We start from the raw sequence: 19,363 nt of genomic DNA on the forward strand, positions 1-19,363 counted from the left end.
ATTTTTATTTAATGACCTTAAAATCCACGCATTAAAACGAATTTTTGCAAAATAGAAACCAGATTGATCTACACAAACTATTCAGCCTGCAAAGCAGAAACCATACCCGCCGTTAATAGCGCTACGTCATTATCGCTCATAATGAACTGTGGCATGACATACACCAGCTTACCGAATGGTCGAATCCAGATGCCACGTTCAACGCAAGCCGGCTGCAACGTCGCCATATCCACCGGGTGCTTCATTTCAATCACACCGATCGCACCCAATACACGTACATCAGCGACAGAATCGAGTTCTCGGGCTGGCGCCAGACCTTTTTCCAGGCCTTGCTCAATACGGCCGACCTGAGCCTGCCAATCGTTTTCTAACAATAAATCGATGCTTTCACACGCCACCCGACACGCCAGTGGATTACCCATAAAGGTCGGGCCATGCATAAAACAACCCGCTTCTCCATTACTGATGGTTTCTGCCACATGGGCGGTGGCCATCGTTGCTGCCAGGCTCATATAACCACCCGTGATGGCTTTGCCGACACATAAAATATCCGGTGTGATTCCTGCGTGTTCACAGGCAAACAACTTACCGCTGCGGCCAAACCCAGTAGCGATTTCGTCAGCGATTAGCAGCACATCAAACTCATCACACAACACTCTGGCCTGGCGCAGGTATTCCGGGTGATAAAAACGCATACCACCCGCCCCCTGAACGATAGGCTCAAGGATTAACGCAGCTATTTCATCGTGATGTTGTTGCAGTTTTTGGCGCAATGGCCCGATATCGTCAGGGTTCCAGTCATCGTGAAAGCCCGTTTGTGGGGCTGGTACAAAAAACTGTTGCGGCAGAATGCCAGAGAATAAATGGTGCATGCCGCGCTGAGGGTCACACACCGACATCGCCCCTAACGTATCGCCGTGATAACCATGCTCTAGCGCCAGCATCCGATTTTTATTCGGTTTACCACGGGCATGCTGATACTGAATCGCCATCTTAATTGACACTTCCACCGCGACCGAACCCGAATCGGCAATAAATACCTTATCCAGACCGTCTGGGGTTAATGTGACCAAACGTTTAGCCAGCTCAACCGCCGGCGCGTGGGTAAGGCCACCAAACATCACATGACTCATTTGCTGCAGTTGCTCGGTTGCAGCTGCATTTAAGCGCGGGTGGTTGTAGCCGTGAACCACACACCACCAGGAGGACATGCCATCAATCAGCTCGCGGCCATCTTCCAGCATCAAACGCACACCCGAGGCGCTTTTTACCGGCCAGATATTTCCTGGTGAGGTCATGGAGCTGTAGGGATGCCAGATATGTTCGCGATCAAACGCCAGGTCCACATTCGCTGAGTGAAAGTTAGATTCAGTGGCAGACATAACGCTCTCCTAAAACAATAAAGCAAGCAATAAAACCAGGTTACAAAACATGGTGGAACAATAACCGCGGACATAATGACTGTATTGCCACAAGCAGTAAACCGGGAAACTACTGTCTAGTTGACCGCTGTTCAGTGCTGCTTATGATGTCGGTTCTTTGATTAATCACCCTGCCTGTTGATCAGGCTCAGTACCGAGTTAGTCCAACCCAATGCAATCATTATGAGCTGGAATCAACGTATCCATCAGGCCCTTGAGCAACGCAACGAGCGGCATTTGTTACGGCGCCGGGTGTCGCTGGAAACCCCGCAACATGCCGAAGTCAAACTCGATGGTCAGCGCCTGATTAACTTTTGCTCCAACGATTATCTGGGCCTTGCAAGCGAGGGTGGCGATGCCTTGGCGAAAGCCGCCAGCAAGTGGAATCTTGGCAGTGGCGCTTCGCATCTGGTGTGTGGTCATTCAAGTGCTCACCATGAACTCGAACAGGCGCTGGCGGATTACACTGGCTATCCCCGTGCTCTGCTGTTCTCCAGTGGCTTTATGGCGAACGTGGGAACCATCTCAGCGCTGGCACAACGCGGTGATCTGATTTTTCAGGATAAGTTAAACCACGCATCGCTGCTGGATGGCGCACAAATGAGCCGCGCGAAACTGTTGCGTTACCGCCATTGTGACTACGCCCAGCTTGATGACATGCTGGCACATGTGTCCGAGGACAGCGCAGAGCAACTGATCGTCAGCGACAGCATCTTCAGCATGGATGGTGATCTGGCGAACGTTGCTGAACTCGCCCGCACTGCCAATAAGCATCAGGCGCTCTTAATGATCGATGACGCCCATGGTTTGGGTATTCTCGGTGGTGAAGAAAAGAATCAAGGCAATGGCGTTCGTGATCATTTTGGTCTGAGCGACAAACAATTGCCGGTTTATGTCGGTACGCTCGGTAAGGCCTTAGGTGGCTATGGTGCTTTTGTTGCGGGAAGTGAAGAGCTGATCGATTATTTAGTTCAGTTTGCCCGGTCGTATATTTATACCACCGCGTTGCCCCCTGCTCTGGCGGAAGCCATGTTGTTTAATCTGGAATTGATGAAACAGCCTGAGCGGCGTAACACCCTGAGCCAGCATATTGCGTATTTCCGCCAGCAAGCTGAACAACTGGGATTGGCGTTAATGCCATCCGATTCAGCGATCCAACCCTTATTAATAGGTGATGCCGATAAAGCCCTAACAATCAGCGAACAACTGAAACAGCGCGGTTTGTGGGTAAGTGCCATTCGTCCGCCAACCGTTCCGGCTGGCAGTGCTCGCTTGCGCATTACCCTGACGGCTGGTCACACTCGTGAACAAATCGACCGACTGTTAAAAGCGCTTGCTGAGGTAACGCAATGAGCTGGACAGAATTAAACGCTAGCGAATCCGACATGCTTTATTGCTGGTTTCCCGGCTGGAGTTTTTCTGCTGAAGTATTCTCGCCGCTTTACCAGCAATTGTCGGGCAGGCATCTGGGGGCAGACTACATTGCGGGAACCAACCTGGAGCCTCACGCCCTGAATCTATCCGATCAGTTAAACCAAATTTGTCATCAACAATCGATCAAAAAAATCATCTGTATTGGCTGGTCACTAGGGGGCGCATTAGCCATTCATACCTTGAAACAATTTCAGATGGTTTCTGATATTCCAACTGCTCTGATTACCCTCGCAACCGGTGAGCGCTTTGTGCAGCAGCCAGAGATTTCAACACAAGGAATGCAGCAAGAAGTCTTTGCGGCGTTTTCAGAAAATCTGGAAAAGTTTCCGGCAAAAACTGGCAAACGCTTTTTAGGTCTGTGTACTCAATATGCAGACGCACCAAGAGCATTCATGCGTGAGCTGTCGAATACTCAACTGTGTGACGCAACAATATTAATCGAGTCTTTAAACTGGCTGAATTACGCCAGGCTTCCAGCAATAGAAATACCGCAACAACACTGGTATGCACAACAGGACAGCTTTAATCCTCGACGTTTAATACCGGCCTTCGAATCATCGCAAAGCAGCCATGCTTTCTTTTTAGCTGAGCCTAGCCAGAAAGAGTTGTTCAAAGTGATACAGTCACTGCAATATCAGCTGAATTCGGGAGAAGTCTGTTAATGAATGTTGTCAATATTGATTCGCGGTCTTCTCCTAAAAAAAATACTGAGGGTCATTCTGCTCACAGTGGCAGTCGTGACAAAAAACAGGTTGCCCGACAGTTCAGTCGTGCTGCGGCAAGTTATGACAGTGCCGCAACGATTCAGCAACAAGCCATTGAGCGTTTATTAACGTTTCTGCCTGCTGTGGTTAATCAAGACCTGGGTCACTGGCTGGATATTGGCTGTGGAACGGGTGCAGCATTTGAGCCATTGCTGGAAAGAGGCATTCGACATTTAACCGGTGTTGATTTAGCCGAAGGGATGTTGCAGTTTGCCCAGCAACAAACAGCAGATTCCAACATTATTAACCGCCTTGAATTTGTTCAGGCGGATGCTGACGACTTACCTTTCCACGACGATAGTAAAAACGGTATTTTTTCCAGCCTGATGCTGCAGTGGAGTGAAAACCCGTTACACACCCTGAACGAATGGCAACGGGTATTAAGACCAGGCTCCATGATGGCGATTGCTACATTATTGCCCGGAACACAGCAGGAATTAAGTGACGCCTGGCACCAGATTGATGAACGACCGCATGTAAATCAGTTTGTCGAAAAACAGCGCCTGGTGGATATCTGTGCTCAGCTGAACCTGGAAATTATTACCCAGCATCAGGAGCGCCTGATAGAGCATTATGATTCATTAACGGAATTATTGCGCAGCTTAAAAGCCATTGGGGCGACTAATGTTAACTCTGGTCGTAAATCCGGTTTGGGTGGCCGAGCAGCCCTAAAACAACTGGATCAGTTTTATCCGCGCGACAATAACGGCAAGCTACCGGTGAGTTATCAGGTATTTTGGCTGGTTTTACGCAAAAGCTAACCATATTCACGAGGGAAATCATGAAACGCTATTTTGTTACCGGTACCGACACTGACGCAGGTAAAACCCTTGTTTCCTCTGCCCTGCTACAAAAAGCCCAACAACAAGGCCAAACCACGTTTGGTTTAAAGCCGGTTGCTGCTGGTTGTGAATTAACCGATGGTGATAACAGCAAAGAGTGGCAGAACGAGGATGCTCAGCTGCTACGTCGCTACAGTTCCGAGCAACACCCTTATTCGACCCATAATCCGGTTGCCTTAAGAGCCGCCATTGCTCCCCATATTGCCGCTGAGTTAGAGAATAACTCGCTATCAAAGGCGTCATTATTTGAAGCCTGCCAACCCGGTTTAGATGCCACTGTCGATTTTCAATTGGTTGAGGGGGCAGGCGGTTGGCTGGTGCCTCTCAACAACACTGAAACCCTGGCAGACTTTGCCTGCGAGCTGGACGCCGAGATCATTCTGGTTGTCGGCCTCCGCCTCGGTTGTATAAACCACGCATTACTGACCGCACACATGGTTCAAAACAGTGGCGCCCGACTGATTGGCTGGGTCGCCAATAGCCTGTCCGAAAATATGGAAGCTCAGGCCGGAAACCTGGCTTTTCTAAAGCAATGGTTTACTGAACAGGGTATCAGCTTTCTTGGTCATACGCCTTTTATTGCAGCGATTGATCGCACCGATCCGGAACAACTGCAACAAATCACCGATTGCCTGACACTGCCGTAAATATTGCACGTGACGATTAATTCACGGCTTTGCTATCATGGGCGAACTTTCAACCGTGAAGCTTATCCATGGAAGATGCCATTAATATTGAACAGATTCAGCACTTTGTGCCGTTCGACGAGTTATCCGAACACGCTATCGAAGAGCTGCTGCCTCATTTCCGTCAACATCAACTGGGCGCAAAAAAGATTCTGTTTAAACGCGGCGTTCATGACGATGAATGCCATTTTTTGCTGTCAGGGGAAATCGATCTGGCGGACGAAAGTTTTAACATCACCACAGTAACCGGTAATGATGATGAGAACTTTCTGGCTCTGGATAGCAGTCATCCGATTCATCGCTGCTCGGGTATTACCCAATCGGCTTGTACCTTCTTCTCGATCAAGCGTCAGTATCTGGAATTGATCACCACCTGGGCAGAGCTGCGCCAATCTTATGAACAGATAGACGAACAAGCAGATTGGCTTGAAGCGCTGCTGACGTCCAACCTGTTCAATCGTATTCCTCCGGCGAACATCCAACAATTACTGGCCAAGTTTCAGGAGCGCAGCACAACACTGGGTGAAGAAATCATTAAAGAAGGTGATGAAGGTACCGAGTGCTACGTTATCAAAACCGGCAAAGCCGTAGTGAGCCGGAAGCAAGGCAACAAGCAGGAGACACTCGCGGCTTTATCCACAGGTCAGTTGTTTGGTGAGGATGCACTGGTCAGTGCCATGCCACGGAATGCCAGCATTACCATGAGCAGCGATGGCGAACTGATGGTATTAACCAAAGAAGACTTTGATACCCTGCTGAAACAACCGGTACTGGAATATCTCAATGAAGAACAACTGAAGCAATTGATCGATGATGGTGATACCGGCACGGTGATTATCGATGTGCGAACCCGGCAGGAAGCATCCGCCAATCCCGTTGCCCGGGCACGAAATATTCCTCTGGCACAATTACGAGGTCATCTCGACGAATTATCGAAGGAATTCGTACACGTTCTGATGGGGGAAGGACGTGGCGAGGCGGCGGCTTATATTCTTAGCGAAGCCGGCTTCCAGGCGAAAGTGTTGACACTGGCAGAACCGGCAACAGAACAGTCTTAGTCGTCCGCTGTTGCAACCATGATTCAGAGCACAAAAAAACCCGCCTTAGCGGGTTTTTTGCAATCAGGGTAATCAATCTTCCAGATTATCCAGATAACGCTCAGCATCCAATGCGGCCATACAACCAGTGCCAGCAGAAGTAATTGCCTGACGGTAGATATGATCCATTACGTCACCGGCAGCGAAAACACCCTCGAGGCTGGTTTGTGTCGCATTTCCTTCAGAACCGCTCTGCACTTTCAGGTAGCCATCTTTCATGTCCAGCTGCCCTTCAAAAATACCGGTGTTTGGCTGATGACCAATTGCCACAAAGATACCTTCCAGATCGATTTCTTCGGTATCGCCGCTATCACGGTTCTTAATACGCATGCCGGTGACACCCATATCGTCACCCAGTACTTCATCAAGCTCGCTGTTCCACTTGATAGTCACATTGCCGTTTGCCGCTTTATCTAACAATTTGTCGGCCAGTATTTTTTCGCTGCGGAAGCTATCACGGCGGTGGATCACAACCACTTCTTTGGCAATATTCGACAGATACAGAGCTTCCTCGACCGCCGTATTACCGCCACCAATCACTGCAACTCGCTTATTGCGGTAGAAGAATCCATCACAAGTTGCACAAGCGGAGACCCCTTTGCCTTTGAAGGCTTCTTCACTGTCCAGACCCAGGTATTTAGCAGAAGCGCCGGTACAAATAATCAGAGAATCGCAGGTGTATTCACCGCTATCGCCTTTCAGACGAAACGGCCGTTGCTGCAGCTCTACTTCGTTGATCTGATCAAAAATAATTTCAGTATCAAAGCGTTCTGCGTGAGCTTTCATCCGCTCCATCAGTGCAGGACCCTGAACACCGTCGTTATCACCCGGCCAGTTATCAACATCGGTTGTTGTGGTCAGCTGACCACCCATCTGCATACCGGTAATCATCACAGGATTCAGATTGGCGCGCGCTGCATACACTGCCGCGGTGTAGCCCGCTGGTCCTGAACCGAGAATCAATAACTTAACATGACGTGCTTCGCTCACCTTGGTGTCTCCAAATCCACAATATTCAAAATTTGATCAGCATTATAGGGGTATTGATGGCCTGGCCCAATGACTTTCCCGGTCTGATCAAGACTAATCTTGTCCAAGCTTATCGCTATTGGTTTCTAGCGTTAAATTAATATTCCTAATCTATCTATATAGACAAGCTATTGCTGAGCAAAAATGTATCCGACTTCTATAATTGAGAGAATACACAGAGTGTCCACTCCGACACTGGATTCAGGAACCTTTTTGACGAAGGTTACAAAGTAATCAGATAGATTTTTTTGCATGTATTTCAGTAGCTTAAAAAGATATCAGCAGAGCCGAAATGGATACGTCAATTTTTATGTGTTGTTGTCGTTCAGCTTGTGCTGCACCATAACATCGCAGCAAAAACCAACAATAAAAGGGTTGCCTCAACATGCAAAAGCGGCAAGAAATCCAGCAGAAGTCCAGATTGGGAACACTGTTAATTCATAAAGGACTGATTACTCGCCAACAGCTGGATCAGGCCCTGACTCATCAGGCCAAAAGCGGTAAACGTTTGGGTGAAGTGTTAGTTGAACACAACTGGATCACCGAAAAACAACTTAGCAGGGTATTGAAAAAGCAATCACGCTACCGTCTGGTTGCAGCTGTGAGCGCAATACTGCTAGGTCCGATTCAACCTTTCGTAGCCAGCGCCAATGCCGCGATCGATAACAATCGTGCCATCGCCGAGCAAACCTTATCTGAGCGTATCGGGCTTCAATCCATACCCGACTCTGACCTCAGTGCCGTCACGGGCCAAGCGGTCGGCTCCAACTACGACAAATTGATCGATATTATCAACGGCAGTTCCTCGGCAGAGGATGATCTGGCTTTAACCAGCCTGGAGTCTCTTGCCGGCGCGCTGATTCCGGGGACTAATTTGCTCGACGCAGATATGGAAATCACTGGCATCGAATACGAACCAGGCCCAAAGACCTCGCTCAATGCTGATGGCTCTCTGGATGTTAAGGTACCCACCAAAATTAAACAGATCGCGTTTAAGAATGTTCGGGTTGCTGGCGCAACCGGGGCCCACTTTGGGGACGTTACGATGAGTAATATCAACCTCGAAGGAGTTGACGTGAAAATTCGTTTGCGCCCTTAAGGTTTAGCCATACCGGGCAAAAGCAGGGAGACACCCTAGCGGACTCCCTGCTTTTTTATGCCGGATAGCAACCCGTTAATTCAGGAATTGTTGAATCAGCTGCGCTTTTTCAGCATCGGCTCTCGCCGCAATACTGACTAATTGCTGACGTTGAGTAAGCGTTAATGCACTGACTTCCCAATTCGACAAAATTGCATTATTTACAAGATTCGAAGGTTCGTCCGCGATGTGATCGATCAGCGACTGACGGTAATCAGGGTTACGACTTAACACCGCGCCGGATGCATAACGCTCCTTATCGGAACCATTCGCCAGGGCAGCCACCATTTTATTTTCTAATCCCGAGATTTTAGCATTTCCCGCCGCCAGAATTGCGCTGGCAGACTGACTACCACCCTGACCGATGGTATTACTAAGTTGACCTGTCAGACGATCACGCAGATCTGCTGTGCTCTCACCTGCTACTTCCAAAGTCTGAATCGTCGTACCCATATTGATCAAAGCGTTATTGCGCACGTTTGCCGATTCATCAACTTGATTAGCCAATACCGAGAAACGATCAAACGTCTGCGGCGTTACCTTATCGTTGCTCGACAAAGAGACCATCAACCTCACTTTTTGCAGATCCACTGCTGTTCCTGCCTTGAGTGGCATTGCTGCCAGAATATCGAGCATAAATGCTTCAGCATCCTCGCGGCCTGTCAGCCCAAGCGCAAAAATTAAGTCGCGCTTGGTTGCATCATCAAGATTATCCTCCATCAAAGCATCGCGTGTGTCGTACGCCGAAAAATTGTCGAGCATATAATCAGCAGCCTGTTTCAGGGCTGCAACATTTTTACTGTTACCAAAGCCTGCAATGGCGTCCCACATCTGCTGCTCATCGTCGATATCAGCTGTGAACTCATCGCCGTTTACCTGTTTAACATTCCAGTGATTACCACTGTTCGCATAAGCACTGTATTCAAGTTGATCCAGATCTTTTGTCGCAGCAATACGCTCAGCTTCGATACGAAAACGAATAAAGCCCTGTTGTCCGGCCGCGCTAATTGGCTGTTGCTCGTTGGATAGCATTTTTTTCGGCAAACAGTGATTATCCAGAGTAACCTGCCAATCGCTCTGATATTGGTTAAAGGAATTCAGAAATTTATCGATGTTGGCAGTCGTCGGAAACACGGCACGCGCAACACGCCCGGCATCGTGACGATAACGATAGGTGCGCTGCATCGCGTCATATGGGAAAAAATAGTTATCCCGATCATTACCGACAGACAGTGCTTTCATCAGCTGAGACAAAATCGCCATGGGATGACGCTCAATCAACCCCAGCGAATTAAACGAGGAAAACACCAGATATTGATCAGCATTGGCTTTCGTAAGAAACAAGACGTCGTGCAAGGGTAAGTCTCCCTCACCTTCATTCACACGGATATCACCAGCAAGACCTTTAACGACATTATCATTGGCTTGCTGCAGATGAATATTAAAACCTAAGCGTGAGTCGTAAACGGCGTGACCATTTAATTCAGACGCGACCGTCACAGTGACTTGGTAAGCCACATTCAGAGACTGCCCGGCAGAACAGGAAAAAGCCATTAGCTGCCCGGAATCATTCAAATCCTGTACGTTCACATATTCAGGCGCTCCGGTTGGTAGCGATTGGATGTATAGATACAGCGCGCCAGCCGATATCAGCAGCAGAGAGATAATTACAATTGTTATTCTTTTCAAAATAGCCATGCCAAAACCTGATACAAAAAAGCCCTTTCGCGCCTTATTTGGGCGCCAAAGGGCTTTATATCATGACTAATACAGTGATGTATTAAACGTGCTGTAGTTGATTACTGTGCAATCGCCTGAGATTCTTCACGCACAAACTCAACCGCATTGTCTTCGACGCCGGTCCATTTCAGATCCGCTTCGTCGCCAAAGGCGTTGATATCGATGCCCAGGACTTTCAGGAATGTGTTCACATACCCATTACCTGAACTCAGCTCACGCTTCAGAGTTTCCGTTTTATAGGTTTCATAGCCCCCCTCTGAAGACTCACGAACACCCTCTTCAACAGCGTAAGGCATCGCCAGATCCATCACCCATAATTTAAAGTCAGCGCCAATTTGCAGCAGATCAGGAAGGAAGTTAAGAATGGAGGTGATGCGCAGGTATGCGGTAGAAGACAACCACAGCTCCATGCGCGGAATTACTTCCAGACTGGTGCTGTTCGCATGCTGCACGTCGTTGATAATGACAGCAGGTTGAGCACGATCAACAACCGATTCAAGAGTCGTCTCGGCGCTCAAAGTCGTGCCAACGGTGCCGTAGATGCGGAATGGAATCAGCTCATACACGGATACCGTCATTATCCCTAGATCAACACCTGCCAACGCATGCAAAGCAGGGTCGAAGGTTCGGGTAGAGGCTTTAACCGTAATACTCGGCTTCATCATCAGACCCGCCGTGGCGACCGTGCCGTCATCTTCACAGCTCAGTTCGGCAGAGAAGTCGAACAACACGGTTTCAGACAGAGTAGGAACAAACCATGCCTTATTTTCATCTTTAGTTTGATCCGAAATCGCACCAATAATCGCGCCCCCGGCAGCATCAACACCTAAAGCACCAAGATTAGCTGCATCAGGAACCGGAACACCGGCAAAACCTTCAATGGCATCCAGACCACAGACGATTGGTGCAAAAGACATATCGGTTTTCAGAGTCGGAGTCTGACCGTTCGGCACCAGGATGCCGCCTTGACCGGCATTCGCCAATGCAGTCTGGTGTTGAGCATCCGCCTGATTACGAATGAGACTGGCCATACCAGCACCAAAACGACCAAAACACATCGGACCGACACCCTTGAACGTATCTGCGCAGGGTTGGTAACACAGACCCGCTTCATTCACCTGGCCGGATGGACACTGTTTAACTTTGCGTTCCTGAATCCAGGATTGCTTAGTGATGGTTTTCGGCCACCACTTCCACAAGGTACAAAAAGCACCCGTGTCGGAGTAACCAGGAGGACACTGTTGCCAGCACACACCTCCCACAGAGCTGAAACCTGCCGGACAATCTTTCGCGCAGAGGCCAGCGTTATTACTGTAGCCCACGGGACAAACGCTCGGAATTTTCCCCACACCGCGATTGTACGCCCACTCTTCAAACGGACGTTCTATTTTAGCAACGCTGGTATCGATCTTATCTTTCACCTTACCAATAACAGACAGAAACCTGCTGCCCTCAGACTCACCACCAACCGCTTCGACTTCAACCGGGTAAATTGCACCCTTAGCAGCATCGGTGGCAGCCAAACTAAGCTGAGTCAACAATGTTAATGAGCAGATGGCGAACAGGCGTATGACGATGTTCATGATTTTTATCCTCCACAGTTTGAGGCAAGAAGTTAGTCGCACAAAGGGGCTGAGTCTATCATCAGAGGTGTGAATATGCGCCAACAAATGATAATTATTATCATCCAAAGGACAAAATATGCCACGTTGAACTTTAGTACCACTTTTATCGAATGAGCAAAAAATAAGGCCACATCACTGTGGCCTTGTTTTTACGCTTTTGGTGCCAGAGGCACCGGATTGCCGACTCCGGTCACAGGGCTACCAGCCTTGCTGACACGGTTAGCACCGTTGTCAGTTTTATAGGAAACCTTGTGATAGTGAGCAGTGCTTTGCTTCTCAATGGTGTTAACGAAGTACCAGTCAGCCTGTGCACGTTCTTCAGTGACATCGAGGATAAAGAAACCGTGATGAACCATATCGCAGTATTTCAGATGTGGACTGGATGCTTTCAGAGCCGCCGCTGCGACATCACCGATAACCGGCGGTAAAGCCGGAGAGGTTACCGACGGTGTAACAAACTCCACCCCCAATGAACCGTCACCGGTTTTACCGTTGTACTTGTGGCGATCGTATGGGTCCTGAGCCAGGTCTGCCACCCAGGTCGAATGGATATCGCCAGTCAGCACCACAAAGTTATCAATATTATTGTCTTCAAGGTGATTAAATAAGCGACGACGTGTTTCCGTGTAGCCATTCCAGGTGTCCAGGAAGAACGACGCACCGCCACCCAGTTTATCCGGCAAAGCCACTGGTCCAATATGCTGGATCTGAACCTGCTGGCCACAGATTTTCCACTTAGCAGTCGAAACAGACAGCTGGTTATGCAGCCATTGCTCCTGATCAAAACCCAGTAATGTGCGGTTTGGATCATGACGCTCCGATTGCGTGAAGAAGCCAACCTGTTCATCACGCCCCTCAACGCGAGTATCCAGAACCATCAGATCCACCAGATTACCGAATTGCAGTTTACGGTAGACCGCTTCCAGATCATCTGGCTGGTTACGGATTGGCATCCATTCGAAATAGGCCTTTTTCGCAGCTCGCTTACGTGCGTAGAAATCCCCTTCACTGTCATCATGATTACCGGCACCGTCTTTGTAGGTGTCATTGGCAAATTCATGGTCGTCCCAGGTTACGATAAACGGATATTGCTGGTGCACCGCCTGGAGGTCAGGGTCTCGCTTATACAGATTATGACGCTGGCGATAATCCGACAGAGAAATGATCTCGTGCTTAGGCAGCAGCGCTCGTTCAGCTCGCAGGTCTTTATCATCATACTGACCTTCGCCATATTCGTAGATGTAATCGCCCAGATGAACCACCGCATCCAGATCGTTACGCTCAGCCAGCACTTTATAAACATTGAAGAAACCGTGCGGGAAACTGGAACAGGAAACTACCGCCAGACGCAGTCGATCCAGCCCGGTTTCTGCTGCAGTTTTGGTGCGGCCAATCGCTGACTTTTTGTCACCTGCTTCGAATTGATAGTAGTACCAGCTATCTGGCATCAGGCCATCAGCGTCGACTTTAACGGTGTAATCGCGATCCGCATTGGTTGAGAAAATACCGCTGTTCACTTCATCGGTCATCTCTACATCACGACAGATGCGCCATGTCACATCGATCGCTGCATTTACTTTTGGTGATATACGGGTCCAGATAATCACACTGTTAGCAAGTGGATCACCGGAAGCAACACCATGACCAAAATCGGCGATATCTTTATCAGCCAGTGGATCGGGTGTTGGCTTCGAGGACATAGCAGCCGTTGGACCGGCAACCGTAGCAGCAGCGCCGGCCAAACCCAGGTTTTTTAATAACGAACGACGAGAAACAGACATAACAACTCCCTTTGCGGCACTCTCTCAAAATGCCGCTGTTTTTTTACTTATGGTGATTATTTACGTGGTGCTCTGAACCGCTTATTGGCGGGTCAGTGTCTTGCTAAAGGCAGCCTCGTATTCACCGCTTACCTTATTGACGGTATAAGCGGTGCCACGGAACTCGTCGCCTTCAATTTCGATGTAAAAGAAACCTAACACGCCGTCTTTCTGCCAGTAGTGAGGGTTCTTTGTACCTTTTAGATCACGGGTTTTTGCGCCAGCACCCGAAACGATGTGGAAGGTTTTACCGCAGCTTTCGGTTGGTTTCAGCCACTGCAGTTCATGGTCATGACCCGCGATCATCACATCGACGCGGTCGCACACATTGTCCTTTAAGAAGTTACGGTAAATGATACCGGCCCCCGGAAACCCATCATAAATACCGGCATTTCCGTGTTTACCATTCGATAAATACGCGTGATGAGCGAAGGCAATTTTCCATGGTGCTGTGGAGTTCTGAATGCCCAGATTAAACCAGTTAGCCTGCTTATTACGGTATGGGAATTGCCAGTATTCAGGATCGGCATCTGCCACACCGGCCAATGGATTAGAATCCAATGCGTAAAATTCAACCAATGGATTGACGTCTCCCTTTGGCGCACTGAAGTTGTAGTAACGAGCTGGCATGTTCCATTTATCACTGGGGCGGTCAGACTTGTAATGATATGCGACTTGTACGTCACCTTTGTCATTATTCAGGCCATCACCACCAATGATCCAGCTATTATCATGATTGCCCAGGGCCATATAAAACGGGAAGTTGAGGTCTTTATAAGGATCTTCAAATTTGGTTTTGAACTGAATATCGTCAGTTGAATCTGCACCGGATTCATACACGTTGTCACCCAGGCCGATAGCAAAATCACAGCCACGCTGATCACACACGTCTTTCATAACCGCAGCCACTTTGTACTGACCGTCTTCACCAGTGCCCATATCACCAATGGCAATGAAGCGAACTACCTTACCCGGCGCAGGTGTCGGTTCCGGCGCAGGTGCTGGTTTGTTGGACATGGCGACAGCCGTTGAGCTCATCAAGGTCGCAGCGATCATGCTAGACAAGATCACGTGGTTCATTATTTTATCTCCGGTGAGTTTTGATGCGGCGCAGATTAGCGGCCAATTGTTACATCAATGTTATTGTTATATTTCATACATTCTTCTGATAAAAGTGTGATCAGACAGAACGTCATCGGACAGAATCTGAGCATATCAGCTAACACCTTTAAAGGACGTCATGAGCCAATATGAACACTCGTGCCACTTTCCTTGAGAATGCTTCGGTCGCAGCACTGAACCGCCTTTATAAAATCAGTCATGATAAGGGGCGCGCTGCGCCCCATAATCGTTTGATTGGTCTGCAGCAACAGGAAGAGTTAGTTTGCGGAGCCCGGTTAGTGGAGTACCCTCAACATTGGCTACTGCGCAATCTATGCACACTGCCATCGAATCGTCAGCAGGGATTGGCCGGTTCGCTGTTGCAACAATTGCCACGGCTGAAGCTCAGCAAACCAATCGTTACGTTTCCGCTTCCGCATCTCGATGCTTTTTATCTCAAGTACGGGTTCGTTTGCTACGACCAACAACAGCTTTGCTCCGAACTGCAACAGCTATTGCGGCAAATCCGACGCCATCACAGCGGCATTCAAGTCATGGTAAGCCAGCCATAACTCGGATAGACTCCGCCGCTGTTTCACGTGTGATCCACCTTGTTTATGCATGTGCAGAAACATTCAGCAATACCATTGAAATCAGATTAAGCAGAAGACATCCGCTATGGCTAACAACAAACTCAGTAAAGTCGTTGGCTTCGTTCAGAAGCTACCAAAGTCCTGGCAAACGCCAGCCCTGTCCTTCGTAATGGGCAGAGTCATTCCTTTTGCCGGTACCTCTGGTACCCGCGTTGAAAAACTGACACCGAACGAATGTGTCATCGTGATGCGCAATAAAAAGAAGGTTCAGAACCACATTGGCTCAGTTCACGCGGCCGCCATGGGACTGCTGGCAGAGTCCGCCACCGGCTTTATGACCGGCATGACGGTTCCTGATGATCGCATTATTGTAATCCGCACCATGGAACTGGAATATCAAAAGCGTGCTACTGGCGATATGAAAGCTGTTGCCAGTTTTTCAGATGAACAACTGCAATTTATTCAAGACAACCCAAAAGGTGATATCTCAGTACCGGTTGTTATTACTGACGCCACCGGCACCGAAACCGTTAAAGCAACGATGGTTTGGGCCTGGACGCCGAAGAAGAAATAAAGCCTCGTAATCAGTACCCGGCTTGCATGCCGGGTGTTGACCTTACCAGCGCATAAAATGTCAGCAAATATTAACGAATCGCCCGATTTTTCCTATCTCAGGTCGCTCGCGACCATTTTCTGCACATTAGCGACAATGTCACACACACTTGCGGCTTCTGCGTATTGTGTTCTCAGCAGTTACCGCCGACAATAGCGGGTTTTGACGAACTGGTCAGATAACTTTCCAGATTCCAGTAACTTACGGCATAGTGTGAATGAACGACTCGAAAACGGCCCTTCAACTGACAGACATCCATAAATCCTATGGTGAACTTGATGTTCTGAAAGGTGTCAGCCTGGAAGCCAATACCGGCGACGTAATCTCCATTCTCGGTTCCAGCGGCTCAGGCAAAAGTACCCTGCTACGTTGTATCAACCTGCTTGAGAAGCCTAATAAGGGCAAGATCTTCATTGGCGGTGAAGAGTTAGGTCTGGCAGTCAACAAGCAAGGTGAGCTGGATGCCAGCAATCATAAGCAGCTGGAGAATATGCGCTCTCGACTGGGGTTTGTGTTCCAGCAGTTTAATCTGTGGCCACACATGACCATCCTGCAGAATATCATTGAAGCGCCGATCAACGTTCTGAAATTGCCAAAAGCTGAAGCCATTGAACGAGCACGCGAATTGCTGCAAAAAGTCGGCCTGGCTGACAAAGAAAGCGTTTATCCAGGCAATCTGTCAGGTGGTCAGCAACAACGTGTAGCCATCGCCCGCACCCTGGCCATGGAACCACAGGTTTTGTTGTTTGACGAGCCAACATCAGCACTCGATCCCGAGCTGGTGAACGAAGTGCTGGCGGTAATGCGTGACCTCGCCGCTGAAGGCCGAACGATGCTGATTGTAACTCATGAAATGCGCTTTGCCCGGGAAGTATCGAGTAAAGTGGTATTCTTACATCAGGGCCAGATCGAAGAGATCGGCACACCGGAACAGGTATTCGATAACCCACAGTCGCAGCGTGTCCGCGACTTTATGGCCAGTCACCAGTAATCTGTTGGTGCAACAGGCAATGTGGTAGTCGCTGTTGTTGAAATACATCGCGCCAGCCTGATTGGCGCTTAATAATAGCTTGAAAGCAAATAACACTCTGAGGAATGAATATGATCCGTAAACTGATGACTGCCGGTATCGTACTGGCTTCTCTAATTTCTGCACCAGCAACGCTGGCTGCAGATAAGATTCGTATCGCGACGGAAGGTGCTTACGCCCCCTTCAATATGGTTGACAAGAATGGTGCGCTGATTGGTTTCGATGTAGATATCGCCAACGCTCTGTGCGCAGAAATGAAGGCAGAATGTGAAATTGTTGCCCAGGACTGGGACGGCATCATTCCGGGTCTGCGCGCACGTAAATACGATGCCATCATTGCTTCAATGTCGATCACCAAAGAGCGTCTTCGTGTTGTCGACTTCTCTGAAAAATACTACTCCAACGTACTGGCATTTGTTGCTCCCAAAGGTAAAACACTCGAGACAACCAAAGAAGGTCTGAAAGGCCTGACTGTTGGTGCCCAGCGTGCCACTATTGCTGGTCAGCGTCTGGAAGATGTTTACGCTGACGTAGTGAACGTCAAACTGTATGACACTCAGGATAATGCTTATCTGGATCTGAACTCTGGTCGTCTGGATGCAATCCTGTCCGATAAATTCCCTGCTTATGACTGGCTGCGTACTGAAGACGGAAAAGGCTTTGAATTTAAAGGCGCAGACATCGATATCGACGATAAGATTGGTATCGCAGTCCGTAAGGGCGACAAGCTTAAAGGCAAACTGAGCGCTGCAATTAAAGCCATTGTGGACAACGGTACTTACGCAAAAATTAACGCTAAATACTTCCCGTTCGACATTTACTAAGTTCCACTGAACAAAAATCAGCCCGGCTTCTTAACAGGAGTCGGGCTGATTTTTTTCATTTATCTGCAGGATTCCACTATGGATCTACAAGGCTTTGGCCATTTGCTGCTCAGCGGCGCCTGGATGACGATACAACTGGCACTCGCCAGCCTTGTTATTGGTCTGATCATCGGCTTGATTGGTGCTTCAGCAAAACTTTCAAACAATCGTATTGCCCGCGGTATCGCCACAACTTACACCACCGTTGTCCGGGGTGTACCTGAACTGTTACTGGTGTTGACTCTGTATTTTGGCGGGTCACAGATTTTACTGTGGATTGCGGGCTACTTTGGCTACGACGAGTATATTGAAGTCGGACCATTTGCCGCCGGTGTTGCTGCACTGGCGATCGCTTTTGGTGCCTACGCCACCGAAGTATTCCGCATGGCAATGCTGGAAATTCCAAAAGGTCAGTGGGAATCTGCCCAGGCTATTGGTATGACTCGCATCCAGACTTTTTTCCGCATTATTATGCCGCAATTGTGGCGTTATTCCCTGCCCGGTCTGGGCAATTTATTTCAGGTTTTATTAAAGGATACTGCGCTGGTTTCGGTAGTGGGTTTAAACGAATTAATGCGTCAGGCCGCGGTCGGGGCTGCGAACACCAAACAGCCTTTTGATTTTTATTTGGCTGCGGCAGTGCTGTATCTGGGCCTGACATTAATTGCGACGTTCGTAACGACGTATCTTGAGCGTCTGAGTAAACCGGAGCAATACCAACAGGCCAAACTCAGCGGAGGTAAAGTATGAACTGGGAATGGGAAATTATCTGGCAGTACCTGCCAAAACTGATGGAAGGCGCCTGGTTAACACTGGAGCTGGTTTTTGTTTCAGGTTTGATTGGTGTATTTCTCGCCGTGCCTCTGGCATTAATGCGTGCGTCTGAAAATGTCTGGTTACGTGTTCTTCCGGTGGGTTATATTTTCTTCTTTCGTGGCACGCCTCTGCTGGTACAAATCTTCCTGATTTATTACGGTGCTTCACAGTTTGACGTGGTTAAAGAATCCTGGATATGGCCGATTCTGCGTGAACCATATTGGTGTGCCATTATTGCTTTTTCACTGAATACCGCGGCCTACAGTGCTGAACTAATCCGAGGTGCCATTCAGGCGATTCCAAAAGGTGAGATTGAAGTATCCCAGGCACTGGGCATGAGCAAGCCAACTATGATTCGCCGAATTATCCTGCCGCGTGCATTTGGTATTGTATTCCCAGCCTATGGCAACGAGTTATTACTGATGCTGAAAGGCAGTGCTCTGGCCTCAACCATCACACTACTGGATCTGACTGGCATGGCCCGGACCATTATTGCCCGTACTTACACGCCACTGGAAATGTTCTTTGCTGCAGGCATGGTGTACTTAATTATTGCTGCAGTGATGATTGGCTGTTTTAAATTACTGGAGCATAAAATTAATCGCTATCAATTTTATAATCCGGATACGGCAAAATAGGTTTTCTGAAACCTATCACACCCCTTGCGTCTGCGACGTAAGGGGTGTTTTTGTATGCGCTACAGATAAGTGCTCTGTAACCCATGATGCATAACCATGATTACGCTATTACG

Annotated in this window: 18 protein-coding genes; 12 read left to right on the forward strand and 6 right to left on the reverse strand. The window is 48.7% G+C overall.

Annotated features, from left to right (window positions below; translation table 11 throughout):
• Positions 1 to 77: 77 nt before the first annotated feature.
• Positions 78 to 1,382, reverse strand: a complete 1,305-nt coding sequence (gene bioA, locus MK185_08450; GenBank protein ID MCH2040649.1) for an adenosylmethionine--8-amino-7-oxononanoate transaminase — start codon at positions 1,380 to 1,382, stop codon at positions 78 to 80.
• Between the two features lie 222 nt (positions 1,383 to 1,604).
• Between bioA and bioF the strand changes: the two genes are divergently transcribed.
• The 5 genes from bioF (at position 1,605) to MK185_08475 (ending at position 6,205) form a co-directional block, all read left to right on the forward strand.
• Entirely contained in the window at positions 1,605 to 2,774 is a 1,170-nt protein-coding gene (gene bioF, locus MK185_08455) for an 8-amino-7-oxononanoate synthase (GenBank protein ID MCH2040650.1), read from the forward strand.
• On the forward strand, positions 2,771 to 3,517 hold the full coding sequence (locus MK185_08460; protein MCH2040651.1) for a hypothetical protein: 747 nt from the start codon (positions 2,771 to 2,773) through the stop codon (positions 3,515 to 3,517). The genes bioF and MK185_08460 overlap by 4 nt, the downstream gene beginning before the upstream one ends.
• Positions 3,517 to 4,380 (forward strand): malonyl-ACP O-methyltransferase BioC, encoded by an 864-nt coding sequence (bioC, locus tag MK185_08465; GenBank protein MCH2040652.1) that lies wholly within the window; start codon positions 3,517 to 3,519, stop codon positions 4,378 to 4,380. Before MK185_08460 ends, bioC begins: the two co-directional genes overlap by 1 nt.
• A 20-nt stretch (positions 4,381 to 4,400) precedes the next feature.
• Positions 4,401 to 5,108 (forward strand): dethiobiotin synthase, encoded by a 708-nt coding sequence (bioD, locus tag MK185_08470; protein ID MCH2040653.1) that lies wholly within the window; start codon positions 4,401 to 4,403, stop codon positions 5,106 to 5,108.
• A gap of 68 nt (positions 5,109 to 5,176) precedes the next feature.
• Positions 5,177 to 6,205, forward strand: coding sequence for a cyclic nucleotide-binding domain-containing protein (locus tag MK185_08475; GenBank protein ID MCH2040654.1), 1,029 nt, complete (start codon positions 5,177 to 5,179; stop codon positions 6,203 to 6,205).
• Between the two features lie 72 nt (positions 6,206 to 6,277).
• On the opposite strand, the gene trxB is transcribed toward MK185_08475, so the two are convergent.
• Positions 6,278 to 7,234, reverse strand: a complete 957-nt coding sequence (trxB, locus tag MK185_08480; protein ID MCH2040655.1) for a thioredoxin-disulfide reductase — start codon at positions 7,232 to 7,234, stop codon at positions 6,278 to 6,280.
• Positions 7,235 to 7,658: 424 nt separating this feature from the next.
• On the opposite strand from trxB, the gene MK185_08485 reads away from it, so the two are divergent.
• Positions 7,659 to 8,372: a hypothetical protein gene (locus MK185_08485; protein ID MCH2040656.1), complete on the forward strand. Its 714-nt coding sequence runs from the start codon at positions 7,659 to 7,661 to the stop codon at positions 8,370 to 8,372.
• 75 nt (positions 8,373 to 8,447) lie between these two features.
• On the opposite strand, the gene MK185_08490 is transcribed toward MK185_08485, so the two are convergent.
• The 4 genes from MK185_08490 to MK185_08505 all read right to left on the reverse strand — a co-directional run bounded on the left by MK185_08490 (position 8,448) and on the right by MK185_08505 (position 14,676).
• On the reverse strand, positions 8,448 to 10,109 hold the full coding sequence (locus MK185_08490) for a hypothetical protein (GenBank protein MCH2040657.1): 1,662 nt from the start codon (positions 10,107 to 10,109) through the stop codon (positions 8,448 to 8,450).
• A 101-nt stretch (positions 10,110 to 10,210) separates the two neighbouring features.
• Positions 10,211 to 11,734, reverse strand: coding sequence for a hypothetical protein (locus MK185_08495; protein MCH2040658.1), 1,524 nt, complete (start codon positions 11,732 to 11,734; stop codon positions 10,211 to 10,213).
• Positions 11,735 to 11,925: 191 nt separating this feature from the next.
• On the reverse strand, positions 11,926 to 13,557 hold the full coding sequence (locus tag MK185_08500; protein ID MCH2040659.1) for an alkaline phosphatase D family protein: 1,632 nt from the start codon (positions 13,555 to 13,557) through the stop codon (positions 11,926 to 11,928).
• An 81-nt stretch (positions 13,558 to 13,638) separates the two neighbouring features.
• On the reverse strand, positions 13,639 to 14,676 hold the full coding sequence (locus MK185_08505; protein MCH2040660.1) for a metallophosphoesterase: 1,038 nt from the start codon (positions 14,674 to 14,676) through the stop codon (positions 13,639 to 13,641).
• 170 nt (positions 14,677 to 14,846) lie between these two features.
• Between MK185_08505 and MK185_08510 the strand changes: the two genes are divergently transcribed.
• From MK185_08510 to MK185_08535, 6 genes are all read left to right on the forward strand, one after another.
• Entirely contained in the window at positions 14,847 to 15,269 is a 423-nt protein-coding gene (locus tag MK185_08510) for an N-acetyltransferase (GenBank protein MCH2040661.1), read from the forward strand.
• A 106-nt stretch (positions 15,270 to 15,375) separates the two neighbouring features.
• Positions 15,376 to 15,864: a DUF4442 domain-containing protein gene (locus MK185_08515; GenBank protein ID MCH2040662.1), complete on the forward strand. Its 489-nt coding sequence runs from the start codon at positions 15,376 to 15,378 to the stop codon at positions 15,862 to 15,864.
• Between the two features lie 256 nt (positions 15,865 to 16,120).
• On the forward strand, positions 16,121 to 16,894 hold the full coding sequence (locus tag MK185_08520; protein MCH2040663.1) for an ATP-binding cassette domain-containing protein: 774 nt from the start codon (positions 16,121 to 16,123) through the stop codon (positions 16,892 to 16,894).
• A 104-nt stretch (positions 16,895 to 16,998) separates the two neighbouring features.
• Positions 16,999 to 17,757 carry an ABC transporter substrate-binding protein gene (locus tag MK185_08525; GenBank protein MCH2040664.1) on the forward strand — a complete coding sequence of 253 codons (759 nt, stop codon included), beginning with the start codon at positions 16,999 to 17,001 and terminating at the stop codon, positions 17,755 to 17,757.
• A gap of 78 nt (positions 17,758 to 17,835) precedes the next feature.
• Positions 17,836 to 18,546 (forward strand): ABC transporter permease, encoded by a 711-nt coding sequence (locus MK185_08530; GenBank protein MCH2040665.1) that lies wholly within the window; start codon positions 17,836 to 17,838, stop codon positions 18,544 to 18,546.
• Positions 18,543 to 19,250 (forward strand): ABC transporter permease, encoded by a 708-nt coding sequence (locus tag MK185_08535; protein MCH2040666.1) that lies wholly within the window; start codon positions 18,543 to 18,545, stop codon positions 19,248 to 19,250. The genes MK185_08530 and MK185_08535 overlap by 4 nt, the downstream gene beginning before the upstream one ends.
• Positions 19,251 to 19,363 lie beyond the last annotated feature (113 nt).

This window comes from Saccharospirillaceae bacterium (assembly GCA_022448365.1).
Taxonomy (GTDB): domain Bacteria; phylum Pseudomonadota; class Gammaproteobacteria; order Pseudomonadales; family Oceanobacteraceae; genus Bacterioplanoides.